Raw genomic sequence first — 26156 nt, 5'->3', positions numbered from 1 at the left:
CAACGGGGGCTCCGACGATGGTGGTGGCGGCGGTGCCGGCGGCACCGTGCGCGTGGGCCACCTGCCCTCGGCCCTGTTCACGCCGCTGTACGTGGCCGACGCCAAGGGCTTCTTCGAGGAGGAGGGCATCACCCTGGAGCTGGTGCCGCTGAAGTCCGGCCAGGACGGCATCCCCATGCTGTCCAACGACCAGCTCGACGTGATGGTCGCCGGCTTCAGCGCCGGCATGTTCAATGCCCTCAACCAGGGCCTGCAGTTCAAGATCGTGGGCTCCATGGGCATCTCCCCGGGCGATCCGAAGAACTCGCCCACCGCTCTGGAGGTGCGCCAGGAGCTGATCGACGACGGCTCCGTCAGCTCCGTCGCGGACCTCGAGGGCCGCAAGATCGCGGTGGCCGGCGGCCCCGGCGCCACCGGCGGCTACCTGCTCGCGGCGATGCTCGAGGAGGGCGGCCTCACCCTGAACGACGTGGAGGTCGTGAACCTCTCCACCCCCGACCAGGAGCCGGCCCTGACCAACGGCTCGGTCGACGCCGCCACCCCGTCGGCCCCCTTCTCCACCTCCATCGAGGAGGCCGGAGTGGGATCCCCGCTCGCTGTGCCCGCGAAGGGCGTGACCGGCACCGGTGTCACCTATTCCGAGACCTTCATCGGATCGGACCTCGCCCAGCCCTTCTTCACCGCTCTCACCAAGGGCGCGCAGGAGCTCTCCGACGACGGCCAGCAGTCCGACGAGGTCTACCAGATCCTCGCCGACACCCTGGGGCAGGACATCGAGGTGCTGAAGGCCTCCCCGATGTACTCCTACCTGCCGGACCTCGCGCCGCAGCCCGACCAGCTGGAGAACATGCAGCAGGTGTGGATCGAGGCCGGGCAGATCACCTCCAGCGAGCCGCTGGACGTGTCCACCATCGTCGATGCGAGCTTCGCCGAGGGCAGCGGCGCCTGAGCGCACCCCCGCTGCTGTGTGAGCTGCGACATCACCGCGAGGCTCGCCGGCCGCGAATATGTCGCTGGATGAACGCGCGCTACCGGCCGGGGAGCACCCGATGATTCACTACCGTGGTGATCACTCTGGACGGCCTCACCAAGGTCTTCCCCGCGCCCAGCGGGGGAGACCCCGTCGTCGCGCTGGGCGGGATCGACCTGCACATCGGGAAGGGATCGATCCACGGCATCGTGGGTCGCTCAGGGGCCGGGAAGTCCACCCTGATCCGCTGCCTGACCGGACTGGAGAAGCCCACCTCGGGCCGCGTGGAGATCGACGGCACGGACATCGCTGCGCTGGAAGGGGCCGCCCTGCGCGCGGCTCGACGCGAAATCGGCATGGTGTTCCAGCAGGCCAACCTGCTGGACTCCCGCACCGCCGCCAAGAACATCGCGCACCCGCTGGAGATCATCGGGATGCCCGCCGCGCGCCGTGCCGAGCGCGTCGCCGAGCTGGTCTCCCTGGTGGGCCTGGAGGGCCGCGAGAACAATCACCCCGCCCAGCTCTCCGGCGGGCAGATCCAGCGGGTGGGCATCGCCCGCGGCCTCGCCGCCGAGCCCAAGGTGCTGCTGTGCGATGAGCCCACCAGCGCCCTGGACCCCTCGACCACCCGGCAGATCCTCCAGCTGATCCGCGACCTGCGCTCACGGCTGGGCATCACGGTCGTGATCATCACGCACGAGATGAGCGTGGTGCGGGAGGTGTGCGACGAGGTGACGCTGCTGGAGAACGGCACGGTGGCGCAGTCCGGGAGCCTGCTGGAGGTGGCCAGCGACCCCACCGGCCCGCTGGCCCCGGAGCTGATCCCCCTGCCTCCGGCCCCCACCGGTGTGGACGACGTGATGGTGGACTGCGACTACGGGGGCAACTCCCGGATGCGCACCACGCAGGACCTCATCGACCTTGCCGCCACCTACGGCACCCGCGCCACCATCGTGGCCGGCACCATCGAGACCATCGCCGGCGTGCAGGTGGGGCGCGTGCAGCTGGCCCTGCACAACCACGACGGCACACCGATCACCAGGCCCGGGCTGCAGCAGTTCCTGACCGATCTGCGCGAGGCCGGCGTGGTGGCGACGGAGGCACGCCGATGACCGAGATACTCACCAACCCGGTGTTCACCACCTGGGACCCGAACTTCAGCCTGTGGTCCAACACCCTGATCACCCTGTACATGACCGCCGGGACGATGCTGCTGAGCGCCCTGGTGGGGGTACCGCTGGGGGTCGCCCTGTTCGAGACCTCCCGCTCGCCCCACGGCCTCACCCGCTGGATCAACCGCGTGGTGGGCTTCGCCGTGAACGTGGGCCGCTCCTTCCCGTTCATCATCCTGATCATCGCCCTGATCCCCGTGACGCGCTTCGTGGTGGGCCGCGTGACCGGCCCCAACGCCGCCATGTTCGCCCTGACCATCTCGGCGATCCCGTTCCTTGCCCGGCTGATCGAGATCAACCTGCAGGAGGTCGCCGCCGGGAAGATCGAGGCGGTGCGGATGATGGGCGCCACCCGCTTCCAGGTGATCCGCCAGGTGCTGCTGCCCGAGGCGTTGCCCGGCATCATCGGGTCCCTCACCACCACCGCGATCGCCGTGATCGGCTACACCGCCATGGCCGGCGCCGTCGGCGGGAAGGGCCTGGGCGACCTCGCCATACGCATGGGCTACCAGAGCTACGACAACGTGGTGATGATCGCGACCGTGGTGATTCTGGTGCTGATCGTGATCGCCCTGCAGAGCGCGGGCACGGCGCTGGCGCGCGCCGTCGACCACCGTGCCGTGAGCCGGTGACGACATGACGGTGCCGACATGAAGCGGTGACCCGACAGGGCCCTGCCCCGCCCGCCCGACCCGCACGCCCCGCCCCCGCACGCTCCGCCCGACCCGCACGCCCTGAGCGCTCCGCTCCTCGAGCAGAGCGCACCCCGACCCCGACACACCCCACACAGGAGGACCCCATGACCCGCATCGACCGCCGTACCCTGTTTGCCTCCTCGGCCGGCCTGGCAGCGCTGACCCTCTCCGCCTGCGGGGCGGGAGGCACCAGCGCCGACGGACCCACGGAGGAGGGCGGCGTCACCACCATCACCATCGGCGCCTCCCCGAAGCCCCACGCCGAGATCCTCCAGTACGTCCAGGACAACCTGGCCGCTGATGCCGGGCTCGAGCTGTCCATCACCCCGTACACCGACTACCAGATCCCCAACCAGGCCCTGAACGACGGCGAGATCGACGCCAACTTCTACCAGACCCCCAACTTCCTCGAGCAGCAGGTCGAGGAGAAGGGCTACGAGTTCCACGCCTTCAAGGGCGTGCACATCGAGCCGATGGGCCTGTACTCCGAGTCGCTGAGCTCGCTGGACGACATCTCCGACGGCGCCGAGGTGGCCGTGGCCAACGACCCCGCCAACACCGGCCGCGGCCTGGCCCTGTTCGAGTCCGCCGGGCTGATCACCCTGACCGAGGGCGTGGACATCGTCTCCGCCACCCCCGCCGACATCGCCGAGAACCCCAAGAACCTGCGCTTCACCACCCTGGAGGCGGCACAGATCCCCCGCTCCCTGGGTGACTTCGCCGTCGGTGCCGTCAACGGCAACTACGCCCTGGAGGCCGGGCTCAACCCGAAGGAGGAGGCCCTGTTCCTCGAGCCGGGGGAGGACAGCCCCTACGCGAACCTCGTGGTGGTGCGCGAGGCCGACAAGGACAACGAGGCCCTGGTGAAGCTCGATGAGCTGCTGCACTCCGAGGAGGTCAAGCAGTTCATCCTGGACACCTACACCGACGGCTCCGTCATCCCCGCCTTCTGACCCGGCCGGACCGGCCTTGACAGCCTGAGCGGCCCGGGCGGGGGAGGGATCCCCGGCCCGGGCCGCTCGTGCTGTGCTCGGATCAGCGCTGCGCTCAGATCAGCGCTGTGCTCAGATCAGCTCACTGGCCCCGATCTGGTCCAGCAGCCACGCGAGCTCGCCGGCCCGCTGCTCGAACTTGCGGTACCGGCCCGAGCGCCCGCCGTGGCCGGCCACCATCTCGCAGCGGAAGACGATCGGCCGTTCAGCCTGGTCGGAGGTGACCGTCTCCCGCAGTCGCGCCACCCACTTGGCGGGCTCCACGAAGAACACCCGGGTGTCGTTCAGCGAGGTGGTGGCGAAGATCGCCGGGTACTGCTCGGCGCGCACGTTCTCGTACGGGGTGTACTCCTTCATGTAGCGGTACACCTCCTCGCTGTCCACCGGGTTGCCCCACTCCTCCCACTCGCCCACCGTCAGCGGCAGCGAGGGGTCCAGGATCGTGGTGAGCGCATCGACGAAGGGAACCCCGGCCAGCACCGCCCGGAAGCGGTGCGGGGCCAGGTTCGCGATCGCACCCATCAGCAGGCCGCCGGCGCTGCGGCCCTCGGCCGCCAGTCGGTCCTCGGCCACCCAGCCCTCGGCCACCAGGTGATCGGCCACGGCCACGAAGTCGGAGAAGGTGTTCTTCTTCTCCAGCAGCTTGCCGTGCTCGTACCAGGCGCGACCCATCTCGCCACCGCCGCGGATGTGGGCGATCGCGATCGCCACCCCGCGGTCCAGCATCGACAGTCGGCTCGCCACGAACGACGGATCCACGCTGGTCTCGTAGCTGCCGTAGCCGTACAGATAGCCGGGGTTCGTGCCGTCCGCGCTCACCTCACGGCGCGCCACCAGGGAGACGGGGATCTGCGTGCCGTCAGCGGCGGTCGCCCACAGGCGCTTCTCCACGTACAGCTCGGGGTCGTAGTTCGGCACCGGGGTGCGGTGCAGGATCGTCGGCTCGGGCTCGTCGTCGGTGCCCACCTCGACCTGCGCGATGGTGACGGGGGTCAGCAGGCTGCCCAGCTCGTAGCGCAGCGTGGTCTGCTCCCAGTCCGGGTTGGCGCTCAGCTCCACCGTGTCCAGCTCGCCGCCGTGCGTGATGGTGCGCGCCGCACCCAGGTCCAGGTCGCCATCGGCACCGCGCGGGATCACCCGCACCCCGGCCAGGCCCTCGCTGCGCAGCTCGAGCGCCACGAACGATGCGAAGGCGTCCGCAGCCAGGATCCGCTCGCCCTCGGCGGCCTCCAGCACGTTCTCCCAGGCCGACGGCTCCTCCAGCGAGGCCACCGCCAGGGCGAACCCCTGGATGCCGTCGTTGTGCACCACCAGCAGGCGGTCCCCGGCATGCTCGATCGAGTAGTCCACGCCGTCGCGGCGACCGGCCGTGGGCCGCGGAGCGGAGGTGGGGTCGTGCAGGTCCAGCAGCCACACCTCCGAGGTGGTGGTGGAGCCCGCCTGGATCACCAGGGTGGAGCCGTCCCGGGAGCGGCCGAAGCCGATCGAGAAGCGCTCGTCGGTCTCCTCGATCACCAGCTCGTCCTGCTCAGCGGGGGTGCCGATGCGGTGGCGCCAGATCTGGTGCTGGCGCCAGGCATCGTCCACCCGGGCGTAGAACAGCCACTTCTGATCGGCGGAGAACGCCAGCCCGTAGCCCACACCGGTCACCGACTCGTCAAGGATCGCGCCGTCGCCCAGGTCCTTGATCCGCACCGTGTACCGCTCGTCGCCGGCGGTGTCCACTGCGTAGGCCAGCAGGTCGTGCTCGGGGGAGGGGACGAAACCGCCCAGCTGGTAGAACTCGGCGCCCTCGGCCTCGGACTGGGCGTCCAGCAGCACCTGCTCGCCCTCGAGCGCGACACCGGGCTCGATCGCGGGCACGCCCCCGGCGCCGCGCGGCAGGTCCGGGTGCTCGGCCACCCGCGTGAAGGCCGGGTAGTCGTGACCGGCGGTGGTGCGGGTGATGTACCACCAGTTGCCGCGGCGCACCGGCACCGACAGGTCCGTCTCCTGCAGATGGCCCACGAACTCCTGGACCAGGGTGCTGCGCAGGCCGTCCAGGTGGGCGGTGCGGGCATCGGCGTAGGCGTTCTCGGCCTCGAGGTGGGCGATCACCTCGGGATCGTTCTTGTCCCGCATCCACTCGTAGGGATCCACCACGGTGTCACCGTGGAAGACACGCTCGGTGGGGCGCTGGGGCGGGCGGGTGCAGCAGGGTCTGGGTGGTCATGGCGCGAGCCTATCCAGCGGATTGCGTCCCCGCCCAACCGATTCCGGAGGGGTGGGAGCACGACGCCGACACGGTGGGACGTGAGCTGACTCGCGCCCGCTGCCATTGCGTTTGAACGGGTGCTGTACCGGCGGTTACGATCGTCGGCGGTAGCGTGTCCGAGCGGCCGAAGGTGCATCACTCGAAATGATGTGTACGGTGACCCCGTACCGCGGGTTCAAATCCCGCCGCTACCGCTCTTGTCCTTAGGACATGAACGCCCCTGGATCTGTGGTCCGGGGGCGTTCTGCATGGTCCTTCCATGGTCCCGTTGCTCACGGCAGGCCGTCGGCGCATGCGGGCCACCATGCGGACGAATGCCGGCCCAGGCCGTCACCGGAAGCCGCCCACCACGCCGGGACTGTCGTAGCCGGACATCCCCGGGGGCAGCGACTGCGGCCCGGTCAGCCCCAGGTGCTCACGGCCGGTGTCGGTGATCTCGAACCAGGCGATCGTGTCCGGGCCCGGTGCGCGGCCGCCGATCGCCGTCCACACGCTTTCGATGTGCTCGATGACCTCGGGCAGGCTCAGCTGCCAGGGGGAGAACCTGCCGTCGGTGACGAACCCGGCCCGCATCTCACCGCGCGCCAGCATGCGTGAGAGCAGGATGGGGCCGCGGCGCTCGAACTCCTCGTCCTCGAGCGCCCCGGCATTGGCCAGCAGCTCCACCACGTGGCCCGGGTGCAGCCAGGTGCCCTCGGCGATCTTCAGCAGGCGCTGCTCGATGCCGCTGGGCTCGGAAGCGGAGAACTCGGCCACCGCCTCCGGGGTCGCGAACACCGGCGGTCCGGGTGGAGCGGCGCAGAGGTGCCCCTTCTCGTCGGCCTCCAGCAGTGCCCGCTGCGGGCCCTCCAGTCGCCAGGGCGTCGCGGTGGTGAGGCGACTCGGCGCCCGTGCCGGCTGAGGACCGGCGCCGCCGCCCTGCAGTGCCAGGCTCAGCGTGCCGTCGGGCAGCATCTCAGCGGTGGCGATCCGCGCACCGATCAGGCGCGGATCGCGCAGGCCGACCGCGTCCTGGTCGAGCAGCTGGATGCGGGAGTGCAGCACCCAGCCGCGGGCGGTCACCGTCCAGGTGCCGCGCGCGGCCACGCGGGTGTGCACGATCGTCTGCCCCGCCAGCACCTCGAGCAGGGGATGGCCCTGGGGTCCAGACCTGCCGGCCATGAAGGGGAGCATGGATCGATTGTGCCGCACCGTGGACAACGCTTCATCCGGGCACGGGCCCGCGGGGCCCACCCCCGCCGACGCTCCCGCGCTCAGCTCTCCCGCACCAGGCGCAGCAGCACCCGCGCCCCGAACCGCACAGCGTCCACGGGGACCCGCTCGTCCACGCCGTGGAACAGCGGCGCGAAGTCCAGATCCGCGGGCAGCTGCAGCGGGGTGAAGCCGTACCCGTCGATGCCCAGCTCCTTGAGCTGCTTGTTGTCCGTACCCGCGCTCAGGCAGTAGGGGAGCACCCGGCAGCCCGGGTCCTCGGCCTCCAGGGAGCGGGTCATCGCATCGATCAGGGGGGACTGGCGCGGGGCGTCCAGGGAGATGCCCACGTGATCGAAGATCACCTCCACGTGCTCCCCGGCCAGCTCCTCCAGCAGCTGCTTGAGGCTGTCCTGGTGGCCGGGCAGGAAGCGGCAGTCGATCGAGGCCTCCGCCACCTGGGGGACCACGTTGCCCTTGTAGCCGGCGTCCAGCATCGTCACGTTGGTGGTGTCCGCGAGGGTGCCGGAGACGAACTGCCTCGCCCCGCCCATCATCGGCAGGAAGGCCCGCAGGTCCTCCTCGTCCCAGCCGATGCCGGTGATCTCGGTGACCCCGTCGTACAGGGCCTGCACCGCTGCGGTCATCTCATCGGGGAACTCGTGCTCGTCGATCGCCACGATCGCGCGGGCCAGGCGCACGATGGGGTTCTCGTCATTGGGCACCGAACCGTGACCTGCACGACCGGTCGCGCGCAGACGACCCCAGGCCAGGCCCTTCTCGGCGGTCTGCACCAGGTAGGCGCGCACGTCCTCACCGCTCGCCTTCTCCGGCAGAGTGATCGAGTACCCGCCCACCTCGCTGATCGACTCGGTGCAGCCCTCGAACAGCTCGGGATGGTGGGCCACCACCCAGCGGCTGCCGTAGACCCCGCCGGCCTCCTCGTCGGCGAAGAAGGCGAACACCAGGTCGCGCGGGGGCTGCTGGCCGGTGCGGGCCAGGTGCCGCGCCAACGCCAGCATCATCCCCACCATGTCCTTCATGTCCACCGCGCCGCGACCGTAGATCATGCCGTCCCGGATCTCGGCGGCGAAGGGATCGACCGACCAGTCCTCCGCGTTGGCCGGCACCACGTCGAGGTGACCGTGGATCACCAGGCCACCGCGCTCCCGGTCCTCCCCGGGCAGGCGCACGAACACGTTGGGGCGGCCCGGGGCGGACTCGTGCACCACCGGCTCCAGGCCCACCTCGCGCAACAGCGCGACCGCGTACTCGGCGGCCTCGGTCTCGCCCTTGCCCCAGGTGGCCGGATCGCCCGTGCCGAAGTTCGTGGTGTCGATGCGGATCAGTTCACGGGTGAAGCGCACCGCCTCGTCCTGCAGGGTGGTCAGCTCGTCAGCGGTGGGTTCGGCGATAGACATGCAGGCATTGTCTCAGGTGAAGGACGCCGTTCCAGGTGAGGGACGACGACGGCGCGGCAACCGCCCCGGGGCAGCTGCCGCGCCGTGCGCGCCGCGGTACGTCGACCAGGTCGATCCGGCCGACAGTGGGCACTGGCCGATCAGGCCTGGGAACCCTCGAAGTGAGCGCGCACGAACCACTGGAACTTCTCCAGCTCGGCCGTCTGGCCGATCAGGAGGTCCTCGGTGATCGGGTCCAGCTCGCCGGCCAGCGTGATGGCCTTGCGGTTGGAGGCGATCACGCCGTCGTACACCGCGTCGATGGCCTTCAGGTGCTCCTGGGTGTCGGCCTTGCCCAGCTCGTAGTCGGACCAGCTGCGGTCCGAGACCAGGCGACCGGGGGTGCCGACGGGGCTGGCGCCCAGCTGGGCGATGCGCTCGGCGAGCTCGTCGGCGTAGCCGCGCACCAGTTCGACCTGCGGGTCCAGCATCTCGTGGACCGCGATGAAGCGGGGGCCCACCACGTTCCAGTGGGCGTGCTTGAGGGTGAGGTGCAGATCGTTCATCGCGTGCAGGCGGTCCTGCAGGGACTCCACCAGGCGCTGGGAGTCCTCGGTGCCGAGACCGGGAACGGTGTATGCGAGGTCGGCCATGTCATCTCCTTGAAGGTCGTCGAACAGGGCTTGCTCGTTGGTGCAACGCTGATCGACCGCGCGATGTTCCTCGCCCGTACCATGGCGCTGTTCTGACGACCACGGGGAGGTTCACGGATGTCCAAGCTCGATGCACTGCGCGGGAAGCTCCCGCGCCGCTCGCCAGGCACCCCGAAGCGCTCCGACCAGGAGCGACGCCCAGCCCGCCGCCGCAATGACCCGGCGGTGCTCGCCGCAGGGGAGGCGCTGGCCGACGCCCGCGAGGTGTTCGGTGACGTGCCGCGCGGAGCCGATGCGGACCAGCTGGTCCGTCGGGCCCGCCGCCTGATGCGCCAGGCCGCGCTGGACGAGTTCGCCCGCGAGGGCGTGAGCCTGGTGCAGCTGCCGCAGCAGTGGGGCCGCGCCGAGCTGCGTCGCGCTGACGTACCCGGCGATGCCGCCTTCCAGTCCTTCGTCAGTGAGGTGCTGGCCGCGATCGACATCGCTCCCAGCCTGCTGGAGCGCGACGACGCCATCGAGCTCACGCGCGCGCCCTCCTCCGCCGACGCCTACGGGCTCTCCCTCGAGGTGGCCGCCGACCTCGCCTCGTTCCTGCTCACTCGGGCCTGGCGGATGGAGCGGGGCGCCCACGCCGCACAGGCCGCCACGGAGCAGGGGGTCGGCTTCGAGGCTGAGCGCGACCGGTCCCTGCCCGGCGAGGAGGAGTACGTCACCGAGCAGGCCGGCCGGATCCGGGAGGAGGTGCGCACCGCGCTCGTGCGCGTGGTGACCGTGCCGCTCGAGCTCAAGGAGGCCGACGACAAGCACCGGCGCATCGAGGAGCGTCGCACCGGCAGGGCCGAGGCGGACGACAGCACCGGAACGCGCCCCCGGGTGAGCGCGGGCACCGGTGGTGGACGCACCTCCACCGGGAAGGCCTGGACCGCAGCGACCTCGAGTGCCGGCGAGGGCTCGACGGGGCCCGCGGACGATGACGGCGGCACCGAGGACGGTGCGCCGCGCCGGGGCATCGCCGAACAGGTCGCCGCACTGAACGGCTTCGCCACCTCCGACACGGGGCGCAAGACCTTCGAGGTCATGCGGACGGTGGGGGAGCGTGCCTTCGACATGTACCAGCAGCGCGAGGCCTCCCGCGAGGACGGCGGCGGCAGCGGGGCCGGCGGCAGCGGTCGGACGAGGAAGCGCCCGCCCAGCAGCTGAGTCGCCGGGCCCCGGTCGTGGGCCGACGCCGTGCGCCGTCAGGCCCCGGACTTCTCCCGCAGCTGCCGCTTGATGCGACCCAGCATCCCGCTCATGCCGCGCAGGCGCAGCGGGCTGACCACTTCGGCCAGGCCCAGCTCGGCGGTGACCTCATCGGGGGTGTCCAGCACCTCGCCCACCGAGCGGCCGTCGAGCGCCTCTGCGAGGATCCCGGCGAACCCGCGCGTGGTGGGGGCCTCCGGTGGGGCGGAGAAGAACAGGTGCGCGGTGGCCTCGCGGCCTGTGCCCTCCACCTCGGTGATCAGGAAGATCGGGGACTGGCACTCCGGTACGGGCTCGAGCAGCTCGGGATGGTCCGCATAGCGCTCCGGCAGCTCCGGCAGGCCCTGGGAGAACTCCAGCAGCAGCTGCAGGCGATCCCGCTCGCCGAGGGCGTGGAAGTCCTCGGCGATCTCGCGGAAGCTCTCGGGGAGGGCATCGGGCCCGGTCGCGGTGGCGTCGGCGCTCATCGGCGCGCGTCCTTCGCGGCAGGCACCTCACCGGGCTCGGTGCCCTGGGCGATCGGCAGGCGCACGCTGTTGCCCCACTCGGTCCAGGAGCCGTCGTAGTTGCGCACGTTCCCGAAGCCCAGCAGGTAGGTGAGCACGAACCAGGTGTGACTGGAGCGCTCACCGATGCGGCAGTAGGCGATCACCGGCTCCGCGTCGTCGAAGGCCAGCTCCTGACGGTAGATCGCCTCGAGCTCCTCGCGGGACTTGAAGCGGCCGTCCTCCTGGGCGGCGCGGGCCCACGGCACCGATCGCGCGGTGGGGATGTGGCCGCCGCGCAGAGTGCCCTCCTGCGGGTAGTCCGGCATGTGGGTGCGCTCGCCGGTGTACTCCTGCGGGGAGCGGACGTCGATCAGCTGCCCGCCCAGGAAGTCCAGCACGTCCTCGCGGTAGGCGCGGATGGGGGCATCATCCCGGTCGACCACGGGATAGCCCTGGCCGTCTGCCGGGGGAGTGATCTCCGGGCGGTCCAGGGTCATCTCGCGGCCCTCGGCCTCCCAGGCGGCGCGGCCGCCGTCCAGCAGGCGCACGTCGGGGTGGCCGAACAGCTCGAACACCCACAGGGCGTAGGCGGCCCACCAGTTGGACTTGTCGCCGTAGACCACCACGGTGGTGTCGCGGGAGATGCCGGAGGCGTCCATCAGCCTCGCGAAACCCTCGCCGTCCACGTAGTCGCGGGTGACGGGGTCGTTGAGATCCAGGTGCCAGTCCACCTTCACGGCGCCGGGGATGTGCCCGGTCTCGTACAGCAGCACGTCCTCGTCGGACTCCACCACCACCAGTTCGCTCGTGCCGACCTTGTCGAGGTTCTCGGTCAGCCAGTCGGTGGTCACCAGCTTCTCCGGGTGGGCGTACTGCTGCAGGGCGGGCGACGGATCAACGGGAACAGTCATGGGGAGCACCTCTCAGGACGGGATCGGATGCCTCCAGTGTGTCACCCGGTGCGGGGGAGGGGGCCAGGCTGTTCGCGCAGCGCGTGAGCAGGTGCGGTCCGTCCCTCGGTGGATCGTTCGCGCGGTACAGCCTCAGTACGCGTAGGCCTCGAAGGTGCGGCGCACCCGGTCCTGCTGGGCCCCGGATGCCAGCAGCACCTGCAGCAGCAGGCGGGCCTTCTGGGGCGGCAGGGCCCCCGCCATCACCGCCCCGTTGGCGATCAGGTCCACCTCGGATCCGGGGTAGTCGTAGTGCCGGGTGGAGGTTCCTCCCGTGGCCACGCGGGTCGCCACCACCACCGGCACTCCGGCGTCGGTGAGGGCTCGCACCCGCGGCACCGCATCGGCGGAGACGTGGCCCATGCCGGCGCCCGCGATCACCAGACCGTCGATCGCCCCGGGGGTCAGACTGTCGAGCAGCGCCAGGTCCTCGCCGATGCCGGAGACGAGGCTCGGCACGCGCGGGAGCGTGGCGGGCAGGGCCCCGCCGATCAGGGCGGTGCGGTCCAGCGGCCGGTACACCAGGCGCAGATCCTCCTCGTCCACCAGGGCCATCGGCCCTGAGGGCTCGGAGGCGAAGGCGTCCACTGAGCGGGAGGAGGTCTTGGTGACCCGGTCTGCCAGGTGCACCATCGCATCGAACACGGCCAGCACGCCCAGGCCGCGGGCCGATGGCGCGGCCGCCGTGCGCACGGCGTCGCGCAGGTTCGCGGGCCCGTCGGCCCCGGGGGCGTTCGCCGGTCGCATCGCACCGGTGAGCACCAGCGGTGCCTCCCGGTCCCAGTAGCGGTTCAGCACGAAGGCCGACTCCTCCAGGGTGTCGGTGCCGTGGGTGAGCACCACCCCGGCCGCGCCGCCGTCGACCGCGGCTCGCGCCAGCTCCAGCACCTCGCGCAGGTGAGCCGCGGTCACCGAGGGTGAGCCGACGTTGGCAACCTCGGTATGCCCCACGGCCACACCGTCGATCAGGGTGCGGGCGAGGTCCGCACCGGTGGAGGCATCAGGCGCGGCCCGCAGGCCGGTGAGGTCCTGGGTCATGAAGATGGTGCCGCCCAGGGACAGCAGCGCCACCCGTGCCCGCGGTGCGGCGGGCGCCGACATCCCCTGGTCGGGCCCTGGTGCCGATGCCCCACCATCGTGGCCCGGCCAGGCTGCCGCGAGCTCGGAGGCGGGGTCGGTGGGGATTCCTGGATCGGGGGACTGCGCGGTCATGCGGCATCCCCGCCGTTCGGGCCCTCGCCGCGGTAGAAGGCCGCAGTGCGCGCGGCGGCCTCGTGCGCCTGATGAGGATCCGCTCCGGCGGCCAGATGGGCCTGCTGCCACAGCTCGCAGGGGGCGGTGACGAACTCGCGGCCCTCGGAGGAGGTCTCGAACCCGGCCATCTCCTGGGTCCAGGAGGTGGCGGGCTGCTGCAGATGGCGGGCCAGTCCCAGCAGAGCGCCGTCCCAGCCGCAGCCGGTGGCGGCGGGGCCGTAGGTGTCCCAGTGCTCGTCGGCCGGCACGTGGTGGCGCAGGGTGAACAGGGACTCGGTGCCGTCGGCCGACGGGGCGATGCGCAGCTCCACGCTGCTGGCATGCGCCTCGAACCCCCAGGCGAGGCGGAGCAGCTCCCGCTCGTGCACCGTGAGGACGGGCCCGTGGACCCCCATCATCGGGATCCGGAACTCCCCGCCCTCGCGCAGCTCACCGTTGACCTCCCCGAAGTACCGCAAGATGCGGGCGGGCTCGGTGAGGGCGGCCCACACCTCGGCGGGTGGGGCATCGAAGGCCTGCGCGAGGATCACGGCGAAGCCCGGGCCGTCCTGCTCGACGGTGCGGGTGACGTCCCTCAGCTGGGTGTCGGTGGTGGCGAGCATGGGGCCACTGTGCCAGGTCCGGCGGGGCTCGTCAGTGGATCCTGTGCAGCATCACGATCACCTCGGCATGCTCCGTGTGCGGGAACATGTCCACATAGCGCGCTGCCACGATCCTCAGCGAGGGCATCACCGCCAGATCTGTGGCCAGGGTGGCCGGATTGCAGCTGGAGTAGACCACCTGCGGGACAGGCGATTCCTGCAGCCAGGACGCGAGCTCCGCACCGATCCCTCGACGGGGCGGGTTCACGATCACCACGTCGGGTGCCCCTGAGTCCGGCACGGCGCCGTTCCCGCCACCGAGGCCCCCCGGGGACGGTTTGGGCCTGCCGTCGGTGCTGCAGCCCGGTGCGCTCTGTCGGCGCGCCCACGCGGTGGCGTCCTCCGCGAGGAACCGCACCTCCAACCCCTCCGCCTGTGCGGCCTCCCGTGCCCCCTCAATGGCCTGTGCGGAGGCCTCCACGCCCGTGACCTCGGCCGAGGGCACGGCGCGTGCCACATGCAGCGCGAAACCGCCCAGCCCGCAGTACAGGTCCCACACCCGCAGGTCATGCGCGGCGTCCGTCGCCGCCTGGGCCCGGCGCGTGGCAGCCTGGGCTCTGCCCGCGGCAGCCCGTTCGTGGCCGACACCGGCGTCCGCGATCCAGGCCGCCGCCTGTCGGTACAGCTCACCGGCCACCTCCGTGTTGGTCTGCAGGAACGACTGCGGTCGGGCCTGCAGCTCCACGTCCCCGGTGCGCACACCGATCGAGGTGCTGCCGGCCAGATGGATCTCCTGCTCGCCCTCGACTGCGGTGGTGTGCGCGGGATGGATGTTGGCACTGACCCCCACCACCGAGGGGTGCGCCTCCAGCAGACGCGGAAGGTGCTCACGGATCCGCGCCCGGGCCTTCTCGCTGCGCAGCACCAAGCGCAGGTAGTGCTCCGCCTCAGGTGTGACGGTGACCAGCACGTTCTTGATCTCGCCGCGTCGACGTGCGACGTCGTACGGCGGGACCTGCGCTCGACGGATCAGCTGCTTCGCGCCCTCCAGCACCTCCTCGACGCCCGGCGGGTACAGCGGGCAGTCCGAGAGGTCCGCAGTGGTGGGCTGGCCGGGCAGCCCCAGAACGGGGGCGGCGGCGGTGCCGGCCACGGCCATCTTGCCGCGGGACCGGAACCCGGCCTCCGGGCCCAGGATCGGTGGTGCCCACGGATCCGCCACCTCGGTGTGCACGAAGGGAGCGAGCAGTTCGCGGATCCGGGCGCTCGCTGTCGCGACCTGACGCTCACGCGGGATGTCCAGGAGCGTGCAGGAGCGGCACTCCCCGGCGTCGAAATGATGGCACTGCACGCGCTGGAGTCTACGGGCGGCCCCGGCTCCTCCCGGGCGAGGCCGGGTCGCCCGGGTGGCCCGGGCGGCCCGGGTGGCCCGGGCGAGGCCAGGAGGTTGGCCTCCTGGGGTCGGGCTGGCCGTCGCCGAGCCGCGTGGTCCTTCTTTCGGGACTGAGAGCCGGGCGCATCTGAGAACCAGAAATGGTTCTGAGGTGCGCCCCGCTCTTAGAGCCAGCACAGGCCACCGGGCAGGCGTCCCGTTTCGCGCCGGGCGGGAGTCGTGCGCCGCACCGGGTGCTTCTGTCGACCATCGGCGGATGCGCAACGGCGCGGAAGATCCACCCCGTCTGCCGGGTGCTGCGACGGCTGATCGACGAGCAGACCGCCGCTGTGGCGGCGGTCTGACGTGGTGGCGGTCCGACGTCGTGGCGTGGTGGCGGGGTGACGGGCTGACCTGGTGGCGGCGTGAAGGTCGGCGCAGCGTCGTCAGGCCGATCAGGACCGCTCTCGTGCGGCGCGCGTGGTGCGGGCCGTGGCCTGCGCGGTCCACGGGTCCTCCGGCCACGGGTGCTTCGGGTAGCGGCCGCGCATCTCCTTGCGCACCTCGCGGTACGGCCCGTCCCAGAAGGACCGCAGGTCATCGGTGACCGCGAGCGGTCTGCGGGCCGGGGACAGCAGGTGGAACAGCACCGGCACCCGATCGCCCGCCAGACGCGGGGTGTCCCCCAGACCGAACAGCTCCTGCAGCTTGACCGCCACCACGGGCCTGCCCGCCTCGTCGTCCGGATCGGGGTAGTCGATCAGTGCGGTGGAGCCCGAGGGCACCGCCAGCCTCTCCGGCGCCAGCTCCTCCAGGCGCGAGGCCTCCGGCCACGGCAGCAGGCCGCGCAGCGCCGCCACCAGGTCGATGCGGTCCAGGGCGCCGCGGGCGGCAGGCAGATGAGGGGCCAGCCACTGCTCCACACCCTCCAGCAGCGATGCCGCATCCATGGCGGGCCAGGGCGCGCCCAGTTCCCGGTGCAGCAGGCCCAGCCGAGCCCGCAGGGCCGTTGCCGCAGGTGTCCACGGCAGCACGTCCAGGCCCTGTCGGCGCACATGGTCCAGCAATGCGGGAGCAGCGTCCTCAGGCGTGGCCGACACCGGGGTGCTCATCAGGGTGATCGCTCCCAGACGACGCTCCTGTCGCACCCGCACGGCGCCGTCCTCGAGGCGGGCGGTGCGCTGCTTGACCAGCAGGGGCTCGCCGATCTTCAGGGCGTCCTCCTCGTCGAGGGGAGCAGCGGTGCGGATCACCGCGCCGGTGCCGTCAGCCGCCCTGCCCTGTGCCCGCTGCACCTCCCACACCGCGATCCACTCGTGCCCCAGCAGACCGCTGCCCTCCGGCAGAGCGGCCCGGGTCCCCGAGGCCAGCAGGTACGACCGTGAGGTGCCCCCGGCGCCGTTGGCTGATCGCTTGGGACCCGTTCCCGTGTGTTGCGCTCCCGTTCCCGTGTGCTGCGCTCCCGCTCCCACGCGGCGGGCGATCCGCTCAGGCCTGCCCAGGGCCAGCACCGCACCGATCAGCCCGGCCTCGTCGGCAGCGGCGAGCAGCGGTGCCGCCTCGCGCCCGTCCCCGCCGCCTCCGGTGTCCCCGCGTGCGATCCGGGACAGACGGTCCGCCTCGCGGCGCCAGCGCCCCGCACCATCGCCGCGGCCCGACCGCAGCTCGCGCAGCAGGCGCGGCAGGTCGGCGCCCACGGGCCGATGATCGTCCGAGACCGCTGCGACCACCTCGGCGACGAACCGGGGCCCGTCGGACCCGGGCAGCACACGCGCGGTGCCCGACCGGGGCTGTGCCTGGCCCCGAAGCGTCCGGGCCCCGTCCAGCAGCGCCCGGGCCTCCCGCACCCCCACGGGCATGCCGGCCACCCGGGTCCCGGAGGCCGTGGGGTGGCCGTCAGCATCCACCAGCCCGAGGGAGAACAGGGTCTGCTCGGCCTGCGCGATCTCCCGCTCCGGGGGTGGGGTCAGCAGCGGCAGACCCTCCCCGCGCGGGGTTCCCCAGCAGGCCAGCCACAGGGCCGCATCGGTGAGGTCGGCGGCGGTGATCTCGGCAGGGGAGTGCGCTGGCATCCGCCCCAGATCGGCCTCCGCATAGGCCCGGACCGCGCGGCCCGGCCCCAGTCGCGCGGCGCGGCCGGCGCGCTGCTGCACCGACGCCTGCGAGGCGCTCACCGTCACCAGGCCCGCCATGTCCCGTTCGCGGTCCCGGCGCACCTCGCGGGAGAGGCCCGCATCGATCACCAGGTGCACGCCCGGTACGGTCAGGGCGCTCTCCGCCACCGCGGTGGAGACCACGATCCGCGGAGGATCCCCCGGGTCACGACCGGAGGTGGCGCGGTCCTGCACCCGGGCGGGCAGACGCCCGTGCAGCGGCAGCACCTCCACCCCGTCCACCAGCGCGCCCAGGCGGGCCACCACCTCGTCCACCTCCCGGGCGCCGGGCAGGAACACCAGGGCGTCGGTGCCCGAAACACGCTGCTGCGCGGCGGCGGTGCGGGCCACGTGGTCCAGGAACTCCCGCGTCACCCCGCGTACGTCCAGGCGGGGCGACGGCGACGGCGCGTAGGCCACGTCCAGCGGGTGCAGCACGCCGGGCACCTCCACCACCGGGGCGCCGCCCAGCAGGGCCGCGACCGCCTGGGCGTCCACGGTGGCCGACATCGCCCCCACCAGCAGGTCCTCCCGCAGCTGGCGCACCTCGGCCAGCATGCCCAGCAGCAGGTCCGTCTCCAGGGACCGCTCGTGCACCTCGTCCAGCACCACCGCCGCCACCCCGGGCAGCTCCGGGTCGGCCAGCAGGCGGCGCAGCAGCACCCCGGGGGTGAGCATCTCGATCCGGGTGTCGGCCGAGACCTGACGCTCGCCGCGCACGGTGAAGCCGACCGGGCCGCCCACGGCCGAGCCGTCCAAGGAGGCGATCCGACGAGCGGCCGCGCGCACTGCGATCCGGCGCGGCTGCGTGACCAGGGTGAGGCCCGGAGTCCCGGTCTCATCGGCAGCGGCGATCACCTCTGCGACCAGTGCCGGCACCAACGTGGTCTTGCCGGTGCCGGGTGGGGCGGTCACCACCAGCGCCCCGCCGCGCGCAGCCTCCACGATGTCGCGGCGGCTGGCGGAGACCGGCGGCCCGGCGCCGATGGCGTCGAGGTCGAAGCGGTGCACAGGGGTCATGCCGGGCCCGAGGCGGCAGGGGCGACGGGCCGCGCGGGGGGTGGGTTCACGGGGCGGCCGTCCGCAGCCACACGGATGCTCGGCGCAGCGGGTCAGTCGATCAGGTCGAACTCGACCTGATCCTGATCGCTGCACACGCTGGTGATGGAGATGGTCCACAGGTCCAGGCCGATGGTCTCCCCGATCGCGGCGTCCTCGACGGGGCGCGGCTCACCCTCACCGATCGTGACCGTCAGCTGCGCCTTGTCGCCCTCGATACCCGTCAGTTCGATGACGGGGACGTCCCCGCCGCGCTCGGGAAGCTCCGGGGTGGCCGGTGCATCGGCGCTCACCAGGTGTGCACCCTCGTGAGTGCACGGCGCGGGGGGCTCGAAGCCCTCCGGGGCCGGGGTCACCTCGATCGGCTCGACCGGTACGGCTGCCGCCGTGCGGCCCCCGCCGTCCGATGGCTCCGTGGCATCCCCGGCACCGCCCTGATCGGGGGCGTCCGCGCCGCCGTCGTCGGAGGCCACTGTGCCGTCGGTCGACGTCGGATCGGGATCCTCGCCGGTGCAGCCGGCAGCCAGCAGGGACACCGCCAGCAGGGCGCCCGCGAGGCGGACGGGTCGGGTGCTTAGGGGGCGGCGCAGGAGTGCCATGGACGGGGACCTCTCGGACGGGGACTGCCTCGCGCGACCGCGAGGAAGGCCAGCGGTGGCGAGTGAGCGGCTCGGGCGAGCGATCGACTCGCACCGCCTACGCTACTGGAAGGCCCGCCGGATCCGACTCCAGGGAATCGAGGTGCACGCCCATGCCGCCACGTCATGAGGGCCCTGGCCCCCGCCCGCCCGGACCTGGCGCCCGCGCATCGGGTCCAGCATCCGGTGCGCCCGGGGCCACGCCCCGTGCGCTCGCCGGGCGCTCCGCACCGGCCTCCCGTGTGCGGCCGGTGGACTACACCGCGGTGCCCGGCCGGCGCCCGCCGGCCGAGCTTGACGCCGCGCCCGGATCCCCGCCGGCCGAGCCGGACGCCGCGCCCGGATCCCCGCCGGCCCCACTGCCGGCATCCCGCACGCGCCCCCGCACCATCGAGCTGCCCCGGCCCCTGCCGGGCCCGCCGCCGGAGGCCGTGCACACCCTGGACGCCGCCGACGAGCGTCCCCTGCGCAGGCCGCTGCGCATCCGGGAGGAGCTGATCCGCACGGTCGGACCGACAGATCTGGACGTCGAGCAGATCGTGCTGGCCGTCGCCGACCCGGAGGAGGCCTGGACCGCCGACGCCGGCACCAGCGACCACTTCCGGCGGGGCGACGCGGTGGTGCAGGTGCGCCGGGCCGACAACACCGTGATCGGCGTGTTCCCCCTGCGCTACGCCCTTGCGGTGCGGCCGCCGGAGTACGAGCCCGCAGCGGACATCGCCGAGGACGCCGCCGGCCCCAGTGCTCGCGGGGGCCGCGGCACCCGACACCCCACCTCGCACCGGGAGCTGATGGCGCGGATGCGGGAGGCCGGCTTCGTGATCGCCCCCGGCTCCACCCACTACAGGGTCTCCCACCCGGACCATCCGGGCCTGTTCGTCCCCCTGGCCTCCACGCCCTCGGACCGCCGGTACACGCGCCACGCGGTCACGCAGATCCGGCGGGTGTTCGGCATCGACCTGCGGCGCTGACGGGCTGCTGGATCAGGGCAAAAAGGTGCCCCGGCTCGTCCCCACGAGCCGGGGCCATCCCTTTCCCCCGCGTCACGGATAGGCGCTGCCCGCCTCCTCCTCAGTCAGCGGTGCGCTCCGGTGACGCGATGGGGAACAGTAGACGCCTCGATCCAGGAAAACCTCTGAGGCGTTGCTGTCCGTTGTCTGGGAGGGACGATGGGGGCGTTTCTCCTGCAGTCCGTGGCCCCCTCACCCCAGCGGCCCGTGGCCTCACTCCCGCGGCGGGCGGTCCTCCATGACGCTCAGCGAGGTGTGCCCGAGCGCCCGCAGCAGCTGCACCAGGCGGTCATAGGCAACCGAGCCCGCGATCGCCCGCATCACCAGGACGTCGTTCGAGGGGCCGGGATCGGGGCCTGGATCGCGGCCGGCCTGTTCGGGTGCCTGAGGCGTGATCTTCATCGCCCTGGGGCGCTTCGGTCGGGTGAAGCTGGGGCCGGACGACGCACCGCCGGAGCACTCCGGCCCGGCCTGGTTCGCGATGCTGTTCGCCGCGGGCATCGGCTCGATCCTCATGTTCTGGGGCGTCGCCGAGCCGGTGAGCCACTTCGGCGACCCGCCGCGCGGCGAGGCGCTGGGCATCGAGCCCGGCACCTGGGAGGCGGCGCGCGAGGCCATGAACTTCACGTACTACCACTTCACCCTGCACACCTGGACGATCTTCGCCCTGCCCGCCCTGTGCTTCGCCTACTTCATCCACAAGCGCAACCTGCCGCCGCGGGTGAGCTCGATCTTCCAGCCCATCCTCGGCAACCGCATCCACGGCCCGATCGGCCAGTTCATCGACGTAGTCGCGATCGTGGGCACCGTGTTCGGCGTCGCTGTCTCGATCGGCCTGGGCACCCTGCAGATCAACGGCGGCCTGAACCAGCTGTGGGGCGTGCCCGAGAGCGCCGGCTGGCAGCTGATCATCATCGGCGTGGTGGTCGGCATCGCCCTGATCTCCGTGAGCCTGGGCCTGGAGAAGGGCATCAAGGTGCTCTCCAACTTCAACATCGCCACCGCCGTGGCGCTGATGATCTTCGTGCTGGTCGCCGGAGGCTCCACGCTGTTCATCCTCAAGGGCACCATCCAGTCATTCGGCAGCTACCTGATGAACCTGCCCGAGCTCGCCCTGTGGAACGACACCTTCGCCGACACCGGCTGGCAGAACACCTGGACCGTCTTCTACTGGGCCTGGACCATCACCTGGTCACCCTTCGTGGGCATCTTCATCGCCCGCATCTCCAAGGGCCGCACCATCCGCCAGTTCGTCTCCGGCGTGCTCGCCGTCCCGGCCGGCTTCTCCGTGATCTGGTTCGGTGTGTTCGGCCTGGCCAGCATCGACATCGAGCTGAACGGCGAGGGCGGCCTGGTCGAGAGGGTGGTCGAGGACGGTGACGTGCCCGGGGCACTGTTCGCGTTCCTGGAGCACTACCCGGCCGCCGGGGCGCTCTCCGTGATCGCGATCATCCTGGTGGCCATCTTCTTCGTGACCTCGGTGGACTCCGCCGCGCTGGTCACCGACACCATGGCCAACGGCCACGAGGACTTCAACCCGCTGGGCCAGCGCATCTTCTGGGCCCTGGCCATCGGCCTGGTCACCGCCACCCTGCTGGTGTTCTCCGGCACCGGTGGGCTGGAAGCGCTGGAGTCCACCATCATCCTGGTGGGCCTGCCCTTCTTCGTCATGGGCTTCTTCCAGATGTACGCCCTGTATCGGGCGCTGCAGGAGGACGCCGGTGAGCTGCCGCAGATGCGCACCCGCGAGTGGAAGAAGGTGCTGCCGCCCGAGGAGTACGAGCGCCGCCAGGACGAGGACGAGCACGACACCACCGCCGTGGTGGTCGAGCCCGAGGCCGCTGGGGACACCCCGACGATGCGGGACCCGTACCTCGAGCACGGCGATCCCAAGAAGCCGCAGGCCGGCACGCTCCCGGCCCGCACCGGCAGCTCCAAGCCTCGCCCCCCCCGCCCCGCCGGACGCTGAGGGCCCGCTCAGGGCCTGCTGGACACCGAACTGCGCTGACCAGCGGGCCCGCCGTGGCGGGCAGCCGAGGAGGGGGTGCGGGGATCGTTCACGCGCGAACCCTACGACCCTAGGCTCATCATGTGAGACTCCGTCTCACAAACTGGTCTCCGGCGCGCTCAGTCCTGCGAGGCGCGCTGCCGGGCGGGCACCGGCCACTCGTGCACGGGCATGCCGGAGTCCACGCCCTCGCGGTACAGCCGCGTCATCGATGCCAGTGCCTCTGCGCGATCAGCCCCGCGCACCTCCAGGGAGGTCACCGTGTCGATCTGCCAGCGGGCACCGTTGCGGCCGGTGCGGGCACGGCCCCGCAGCACCTCGCCGTAGCGCTCCACCACCTCGGCGTCGGCCCCCAGGTCCTGCAGGCCCTCCACCGCCTGGGGGATCAGCTGCTCCAGCAGAAGGTCCGCCACCCGCACCCGGCCGATGCGCGGCCACTTCACGCGGGCCTCCAGGCCCCACCGGGCGCACTGCTGGAACGACTCGTCGGCCTGTTCGAAGCTCATCCGCGACCACAGCGGGCGCCGCTCGTGCATCAGGGTGTGGATCAGTCCGTAGAAGAACGCCGCGTTGGCAGCCATGTCGATCGGCGTCGGTCCCGCGGGCAGCAGGCGGTTCTCCAGCCGCAGGTGCGGCACCTCCGTGCCCGGGTCGTAGATGGGCCGGTTCCAGCGCCACACCGTGCCGTTGTGCAGCATCAGCTCGTGCAGGCGAGGGGAGGCGCCCGCGGTCAGCAACGGCTCCTCGGCCATCGTGCGGGACTCCGGGATCAGTGCCGGGAACAGCCGCACGTTTTCCTCGAACAGGTCGAACATCGAGGTGATCCAGCGCTCCCCGAACCACACCCGCGGTCGCACTCCCTGCGCCGCGTATTCCGGAGGACGGCTGTCCAGGGCCTGCGTGAACGTGGGCACCCGGGTCTCGTGCCACAGGCGCCTGCCCATCAGGTACGGGGAGTTCGCGGCCAGAGCCAGCTGGGGCCCGGCCATCGCCTGGGCGGCGTTCCACCCAGCGGCGAACTGCTCCGGCGGCACCTGCAGGTGCAGCTGCAGCGAGGTGCAGGCGGCCTCCGCGCCGATCGAGTCGAAGGTGGCGTCCAGGCCCTTGCCCTCGCCGTCGATCCGCAGCTGGATCTCCTCGCCGCGGGCCTGCATCACGCTGTTCTCCAGCGCCTCGTAGCGCGCACCCGGAGAGCGCCACTGCGAGTCGGAGAACAGGTCCTCGGTGATGGTGGGCAGGTGGCCGATGGGGATCACCCGCGCGCCGTGCTGCTGCGCGGTGGCATCCGCCCGGGCCAGCAGGGCGGTGAGGTTGTGCTCCAGCTCCCGCAGGCCGCTGCCCACGGGATGGGTGACCGGCAGGTTCACCTCGAGGTTGAAGCGGCCGATCTCATGGACGTACTGCTCGTCGTCGAGATCCTCCAGGATCTCGTCCACCAGCAGGGCCGGGCTCATGTCGGTGATGGAGGCCAGGTTCATCTCCAGCTCCACGCCCACGGTCCCCTCGTCCACGAACTCCGCCGTGTCCAGGAAGGTCTCGAACAGGTCCAGGTTGCGGCGCAGCTCCCGGCGGTACCGGGTGCGCTGGGAGCGGGTGTACTCCTTGGCGGCGATCTCTTGGCCCATGGCTGGTTCCTCCCGCGGTTCAAGGGGGCGGCCCGACGCAGAGCGCCGACCCGCTGCGCACCGAGTCTATGCGTCGACCAGGGCGGGGCGGAGGGCCGAGGCGACCGATCGGACAGCGGTGCGGGCCGCCGGGGCGGGGCCCTGCAGCCAGGGGCTTCCCGCCCGTCGCGGTCCTCCGAACTATGCTTCCGGCGTGGACACGACGACCCTGAACGCCGACGCCGCCTCCACGGACCCCTCAGCGAGCATCCCGCCCACCAAGGCGGTCATCCTCGCGCGTGGGCTCGGGACCAGGATGCGCCGGGCCGACGACAGCGCCCAGCTCGATGAGAAGCAGGCGCAGATGGCCGCCAGCGGGGTCAAGGCGCTGATCGACGTGGGGCGTCCCTTCCTGGACTACGTGATCTCCGTGCTGGCCGATGCCGGCATCACCGAGGTGTGCCTGGTGATCGGCCCCGAGCACGATGCGCTGCGGGAGTACGCGGCCGCCATCAGCGGAGGGCGCGTGCAGGTCACCACCGCCGTGCAGGAGGAGCCGCGCGGCACCGCCGACGCCGTGGCCGCCGCCCGCGAGTTCGCCGGCGCCGACCGCGTGGTGGTGCTGAACTCCGACAACTACTACCCGCTGGAGTCGCTGCGCGCCCTGGTCGCAGCCCCCGGCAACGCCCTGGTCGGCTTCGACCGAGCCGCCTTGGTGGAGCGGTCCAACATCCCCGCCGATCGCATCGCCGCCTTCGCGCTGGTGGCCACCGACGAGGCCGGCCACCTCACCGACATCGTGGAGAAGCCCGACGCGGCCACCCTCACCGCCTACGGGCAGGATGCCCCGGTGTCCATGAACGCCTGGCTGTTCACCCCCGCCGTCTTCGACGCCTGCGACCGGGTGCAGCCCTCCTCCCGCGGCGAGCTGGAGATCATCGACGCGGTGCGCACGCTGGCCTCCGAGGGTCACCCCGTCACCGTGGTGCCCGCCGCCGTGGGCGTGCTGGACATGTCCTCCCGCGGGGACGTGGCCGCCGTGCAGCAGGCCCTGGCCGGTGTCGAGGTCGTGCTGTGAGCGCAGCGCCCGGAACTGCCGGGCTTAGCCACCACGGCCCCGTCGGCGACCCGCAGCCCGCCCGTATCGAACCTGCTGAGCGGGAGGGGGGCGTGCACGACCTGCTGTCCTCCCGGGCTGAGCCCCGCCAGCAGACGGCCTGGTTCGTGCCCGGTCGCATCGAGGTGCTGGGCAAGCACACCGACTACGCGGGCGGCCGCTCCCTGCTGGCCGCCGTGGACCGTGGCCACACCGTCACCGCCCGCCGCCGCGAGGACCGCCTGATCGTCGTGACCTCCGGCGCCGCCGAGGACGAGGTGGTGCTGGACCTGGACGATCCCGGATCGCGACGCGAGGACGACGGCTCCGGGCACTGGGGCGGGTACGTGCGCACCGTGGTGGAGCGACTGGATGCCAACTTCCCCGGGCGACTGGTGGGGGCGGACATCTCCATCCCCTCCACCCTGCCGCTGGCGGCCGGCATGTCCAGCTCCTCGGCCCTGGTGGTGGGGCTGGCCCTGGCCCTGATCGACCTCACCGGCATCGCCGCCGACCCCGCGTTCCGCGCCGCGATCACCACCCCCGAGCAGCTCGGCGAGTACCTGGGCACCGTGGAGAACGGACAGACCTACGGCAGCCTGGGCGGGCATCGCGGCGTGGGCACCTTCGGCGGCAGCGAGGACCACACCGCCATGCTGTGCGGCCGCGCCGACGCGCTGGTGCAGTACTCCTTCTGCCCCGTGCGCCACGAGCGCACCGTCCCGTTCCCGCAGGACCTCGCCCTGGTCGTGGCGGTCTCCGGTGTCGACGCCGCGAAGACCGGCGCCGCCCGCGACGCCTACAACCGGGTGTCCCTGGCCGCCTGGGAGCTGATCGACCGCTGGCGCGTGGACACCGGTCGTCGCGACGACCGGGTGCTGGCCGACGCCCTCGCCTCCGGCCCGGCCGCCCGTGGGCGACTGGTCGAGTACGCGGGAGATGACGCGTACCTGCGCGGTCGCCTCGAGCAGTTCATCGCCGAGTCCGAGCGCCTGGTGCCTGCCGCCGCGATCGCCCTGGAGGAGGGCGACCTGGAGGAGCTGGGCCGCCTGGTGGACGAGTCCCAGCGCGGCGCCGAGGACGGACTGGGCAACCAGGTCCCCGAGACGGTCGACCTCCAGCGCACCGCCCGAGAGCTGGGCGCCCACGCCGCCAGCGCCTTCGGTGCCGGGTTCGGCGGCAGCGTGTGGGCCCTGGTGCCCACCGAGACGGCCGAGCAGTTCGCCCAGCAGTGGCTGGACCTGTACCGCACCCGCCACCCGCATGCCGCCGGCCGCGCCTCCGTGCTGGTCACCCGCCCCGGCTCCTGCGCGCACCGGGTCGACGTGCAGGCCGGCTGAGCCCGCGCAGGGATCGGAATCGAGCGCGGGTGTG

22 protein-coding genes and 1 tRNA gene are annotated in these 26156 nt (G+C 72.1%); 10 read left to right on the top strand and 13 right to left on the bottom strand.

Annotated elements, in window-relative coordinates:
* Window positions 1–52: 52 nt before the first annotated feature.
* The 4 genes from IOE58_RS06895 to IOE58_RS06880 all read left to right on the top strand — a co-directional run bounded on the left by IOE58_RS06895 (window position 53) and on the right by IOE58_RS06880 (window position 3790).
* A complete protein-coding gene (locus IOE58_RS06895) occupies window positions 53–949 on the top strand; it encodes an ABC transporter substrate-binding protein (protein ID WP_348981908.1) in 897 nt (298 codons plus the stop codon).
* 116 nt (window positions 950–1065) lie between these two features.
* Window positions 1066–2082 (top strand): ATP-binding cassette domain-containing protein, encoded by a 1017-nt coding sequence (locus IOE58_RS06890; protein ID WP_193865664.1) that lies wholly within the window; start codon window positions 1066–1068, stop codon window positions 2080–2082.
* Window positions 2079–2774, top strand: a complete 696-nt coding sequence (locus tag IOE58_RS06885; protein ID WP_193865663.1) for a methionine ABC transporter permease — start codon at window positions 2079–2081, stop codon at window positions 2772–2774. Before IOE58_RS06890 ends, IOE58_RS06885 begins: the two co-directional genes overlap by 4 nt.
* 167 nt (window positions 2775–2941) lie before the next feature.
* The gene (locus IOE58_RS06880) at window positions 2942–3790 is read left to right on the top strand and encodes a MetQ/NlpA family ABC transporter substrate-binding protein (protein WP_193865662.1); all 849 of its coding nucleotides are present in this window, start codon (window positions 2942–2944) and stop codon (window positions 3788–3790) included.
* A gap of 111 nt (window positions 3791–3901) precedes the next feature.
* Here IOE58_RS06880 and IOE58_RS06875 read toward each other — a convergent pair whose 3' ends face one another.
* Window positions 3902–5950 (bottom strand): S9 family peptidase, encoded by a 2049-nt coding sequence (locus IOE58_RS06875; protein ID WP_228019223.1) that lies wholly within the window; start codon window positions 5948–5950, stop codon window positions 3902–3904.
* Between the two features lie 239 nt (window positions 5951–6189).
* Here IOE58_RS06875 and IOE58_RS06870 point away from each other — a divergent pair.
* Window positions 6190–6277, top strand: a tRNA-Ser gene (locus tag IOE58_RS06870).
* Window positions 6278–6413: 136 nt separating this feature from the next.
* Here the strand turns inward: IOE58_RS06870 and IOE58_RS06865 are convergent.
* From IOE58_RS06865 to IOE58_RS06855, 3 genes are all read right to left on the bottom strand, one after another.
* On the bottom strand, window positions 6414–7256 hold the full coding sequence (locus IOE58_RS06865; RefSeq protein ID WP_193865660.1) for a hypothetical protein: 843 nt from the start codon (window positions 7254–7256) through the stop codon (window positions 6414–6416).
* A gap of 80 nt (window positions 7257–7336) precedes the next feature.
* Window positions 7337–8695 carry a M20/M25/M40 family metallo-hydrolase gene (locus IOE58_RS06860; RefSeq protein ID WP_193865659.1) on the bottom strand — a complete coding sequence of 453 codons (1359 nt, stop codon included), beginning with the start codon at window positions 8693–8695 and terminating at the stop codon, window positions 7337–7339.
* A gap of 140 nt (window positions 8696–8835) precedes the next feature.
* A complete protein-coding gene (locus IOE58_RS06855; RefSeq protein ID WP_193865658.1) occupies window positions 8836–9327 on the bottom strand; it encodes a Dps family protein in 492 nt (163 codons plus the stop codon).
* Window positions 9328–9444: 117 nt separating this feature from the next.
* Here IOE58_RS06855 and IOE58_RS06850 point away from each other — a divergent pair, with 117 nt between their 5' ends.
* On the top strand, window positions 9445–10527 hold the full coding sequence (locus IOE58_RS06850) for a hypothetical protein (protein WP_193865657.1): 1083 nt from the start codon (window positions 9445–9447) through the stop codon (window positions 10525–10527).
* 38 nt (window positions 10528–10565) lie between these two features.
* Here the strand turns inward: IOE58_RS06850 and IOE58_RS06845 are convergent, their stop codons facing one another.
* The 7 genes from IOE58_RS06845 to IOE58_RS06815 all read right to left on the bottom strand — a co-directional run bounded on the left by IOE58_RS06845 (window position 10566) and on the right by IOE58_RS06815 (window position 19025).
* Window positions 10566–11036 carry a SufE family protein gene (locus IOE58_RS06845; RefSeq protein WP_193865656.1) on the bottom strand — a complete coding sequence of 157 codons (471 nt, stop codon included), beginning with the start codon at window positions 11034–11036 and terminating at the stop codon, window positions 10566–10568.
* Complete coding sequence (locus IOE58_RS06840) at window positions 11033–11968, bottom strand: sulfurtransferase (protein ID WP_193865655.1); 936 nt, start codon at window positions 11966–11968, stop codon at window positions 11033–11035. Before IOE58_RS06840 ends, IOE58_RS06845 begins: the two co-directional genes overlap by 4 nt.
* 132 nt (window positions 11969–12100) lie before the next feature.
* Window positions 12101–13219, bottom strand: coding sequence for an asparaginase (locus tag IOE58_RS06835; protein WP_193865654.1), 1119 nt, complete (start codon window positions 13217–13219; stop codon window positions 12101–12103).
* Window positions 13216–13863, bottom strand: a complete 648-nt coding sequence (locus tag IOE58_RS06830; protein WP_193865653.1) for an SRPBCC domain-containing protein — start codon at window positions 13861–13863, stop codon at window positions 13216–13218. The genes IOE58_RS06835 and IOE58_RS06830 overlap by 4 nt, the downstream gene beginning before the upstream one ends.
* A 31-nt stretch (window positions 13864–13894) precedes the next feature.
* Window positions 13895–15193, bottom strand: a complete 1299-nt coding sequence (locus IOE58_RS06825) for a methyltransferase domain-containing protein (protein WP_193865652.1) — start codon at window positions 15191–15193, stop codon at window positions 13895–13897.
* 476 nt (window positions 15194–15669) lie between these two features.
* Window positions 15670–18387: an ATP-dependent RNA helicase gene (locus IOE58_RS06820; RefSeq protein WP_193865651.1), complete on the bottom strand. Its 2718-nt coding sequence runs from the start codon at window positions 18385–18387 to the stop codon at window positions 15670–15672.
* 92 nt (window positions 18388–18479) lie between these two features.
* The gene (locus IOE58_RS06815; RefSeq protein WP_193865650.1) at window positions 18480–19025 is read right to left on the bottom strand and encodes a hypothetical protein; all 546 of its coding nucleotides are present in this window, start codon (window positions 19023–19025) and stop codon (window positions 18480–18482) included.
* A 290-nt stretch (window positions 19026–19315) separates the two neighbouring features.
* Here IOE58_RS06815 and IOE58_RS06810 point away from each other — a divergent pair, with 290 nt between their 5' ends.
* Window positions 19316–20035, top strand: coding sequence for a hypothetical protein (locus IOE58_RS06810; protein ID WP_193865649.1), 720 nt, complete (start codon window positions 19316–19318; stop codon window positions 20033–20035).
* Window positions 20036–20287: 252 nt separating this feature from the next.
* Here the strand turns inward: IOE58_RS06810 and IOE58_RS06805 are convergent, their stop codons facing one another.
* Window positions 20288–20476, bottom strand: coding sequence for a hypothetical protein (locus tag IOE58_RS06805; protein ID WP_193865648.1), 189 nt, complete (start codon window positions 20474–20476; stop codon window positions 20288–20290).
* Between IOE58_RS06805 and IOE58_RS06800 the strand changes: the two genes are divergently transcribed.
* Window positions 20466–22043, top strand: coding sequence for a BCCT family transporter (locus IOE58_RS06800; protein WP_348981907.1), 1578 nt, complete (start codon window positions 20466–20468; stop codon window positions 22041–22043). The two genes, IOE58_RS06805 and IOE58_RS06800, sit on opposite strands and share 11 nt — an antisense overlap.
* A 158-nt stretch (window positions 22044–22201) precedes the next feature.
* Here IOE58_RS06800 and IOE58_RS06795 read toward each other — a convergent pair whose 3' ends face one another.
* Entirely contained in the window at window positions 22202–23707 is a 1506-nt protein-coding gene (locus IOE58_RS06795) for a glutamate-cysteine ligase family protein (protein ID WP_193865647.1), read from the bottom strand.
* Window positions 23708–23900: 193 nt separating this feature from the next.
* Here IOE58_RS06795 and IOE58_RS06790 point away from each other — a divergent pair, with 193 nt between their 5' ends.
* Both IOE58_RS06790 and IOE58_RS06785 read left to right on the top strand, forming a co-directional pair.
* Window positions 23901–24764, top strand: coding sequence for a nucleotidyltransferase family protein (locus IOE58_RS06790; RefSeq protein ID WP_348981906.1), 864 nt, complete (start codon window positions 23901–23903; stop codon window positions 24762–24764).
* Window positions 24761–26122, top strand: coding sequence for a galactokinase (locus IOE58_RS06785; RefSeq protein WP_348981905.1), 1362 nt, complete (start codon window positions 24761–24763; stop codon window positions 26120–26122). Before IOE58_RS06790 ends, IOE58_RS06785 begins: the two co-directional genes overlap by 4 nt.
* The last annotated feature ends 34 nt before the right edge of the window (window positions 26123–26156 follow it).

It is taken from the genome of Brachybacterium epidermidis, assembly GCF_015209585.1.
Taxonomy (GTDB): domain Bacteria; phylum Actinomycetota; class Actinomycetes; order Actinomycetales; family Dermabacteraceae; genus Brachybacterium; species Brachybacterium epidermidis.
The sequence above is the reverse complement of the archived record's forward strand: the minus strand, read 5'-3'. Positions and strand labels throughout refer to the sequence as shown.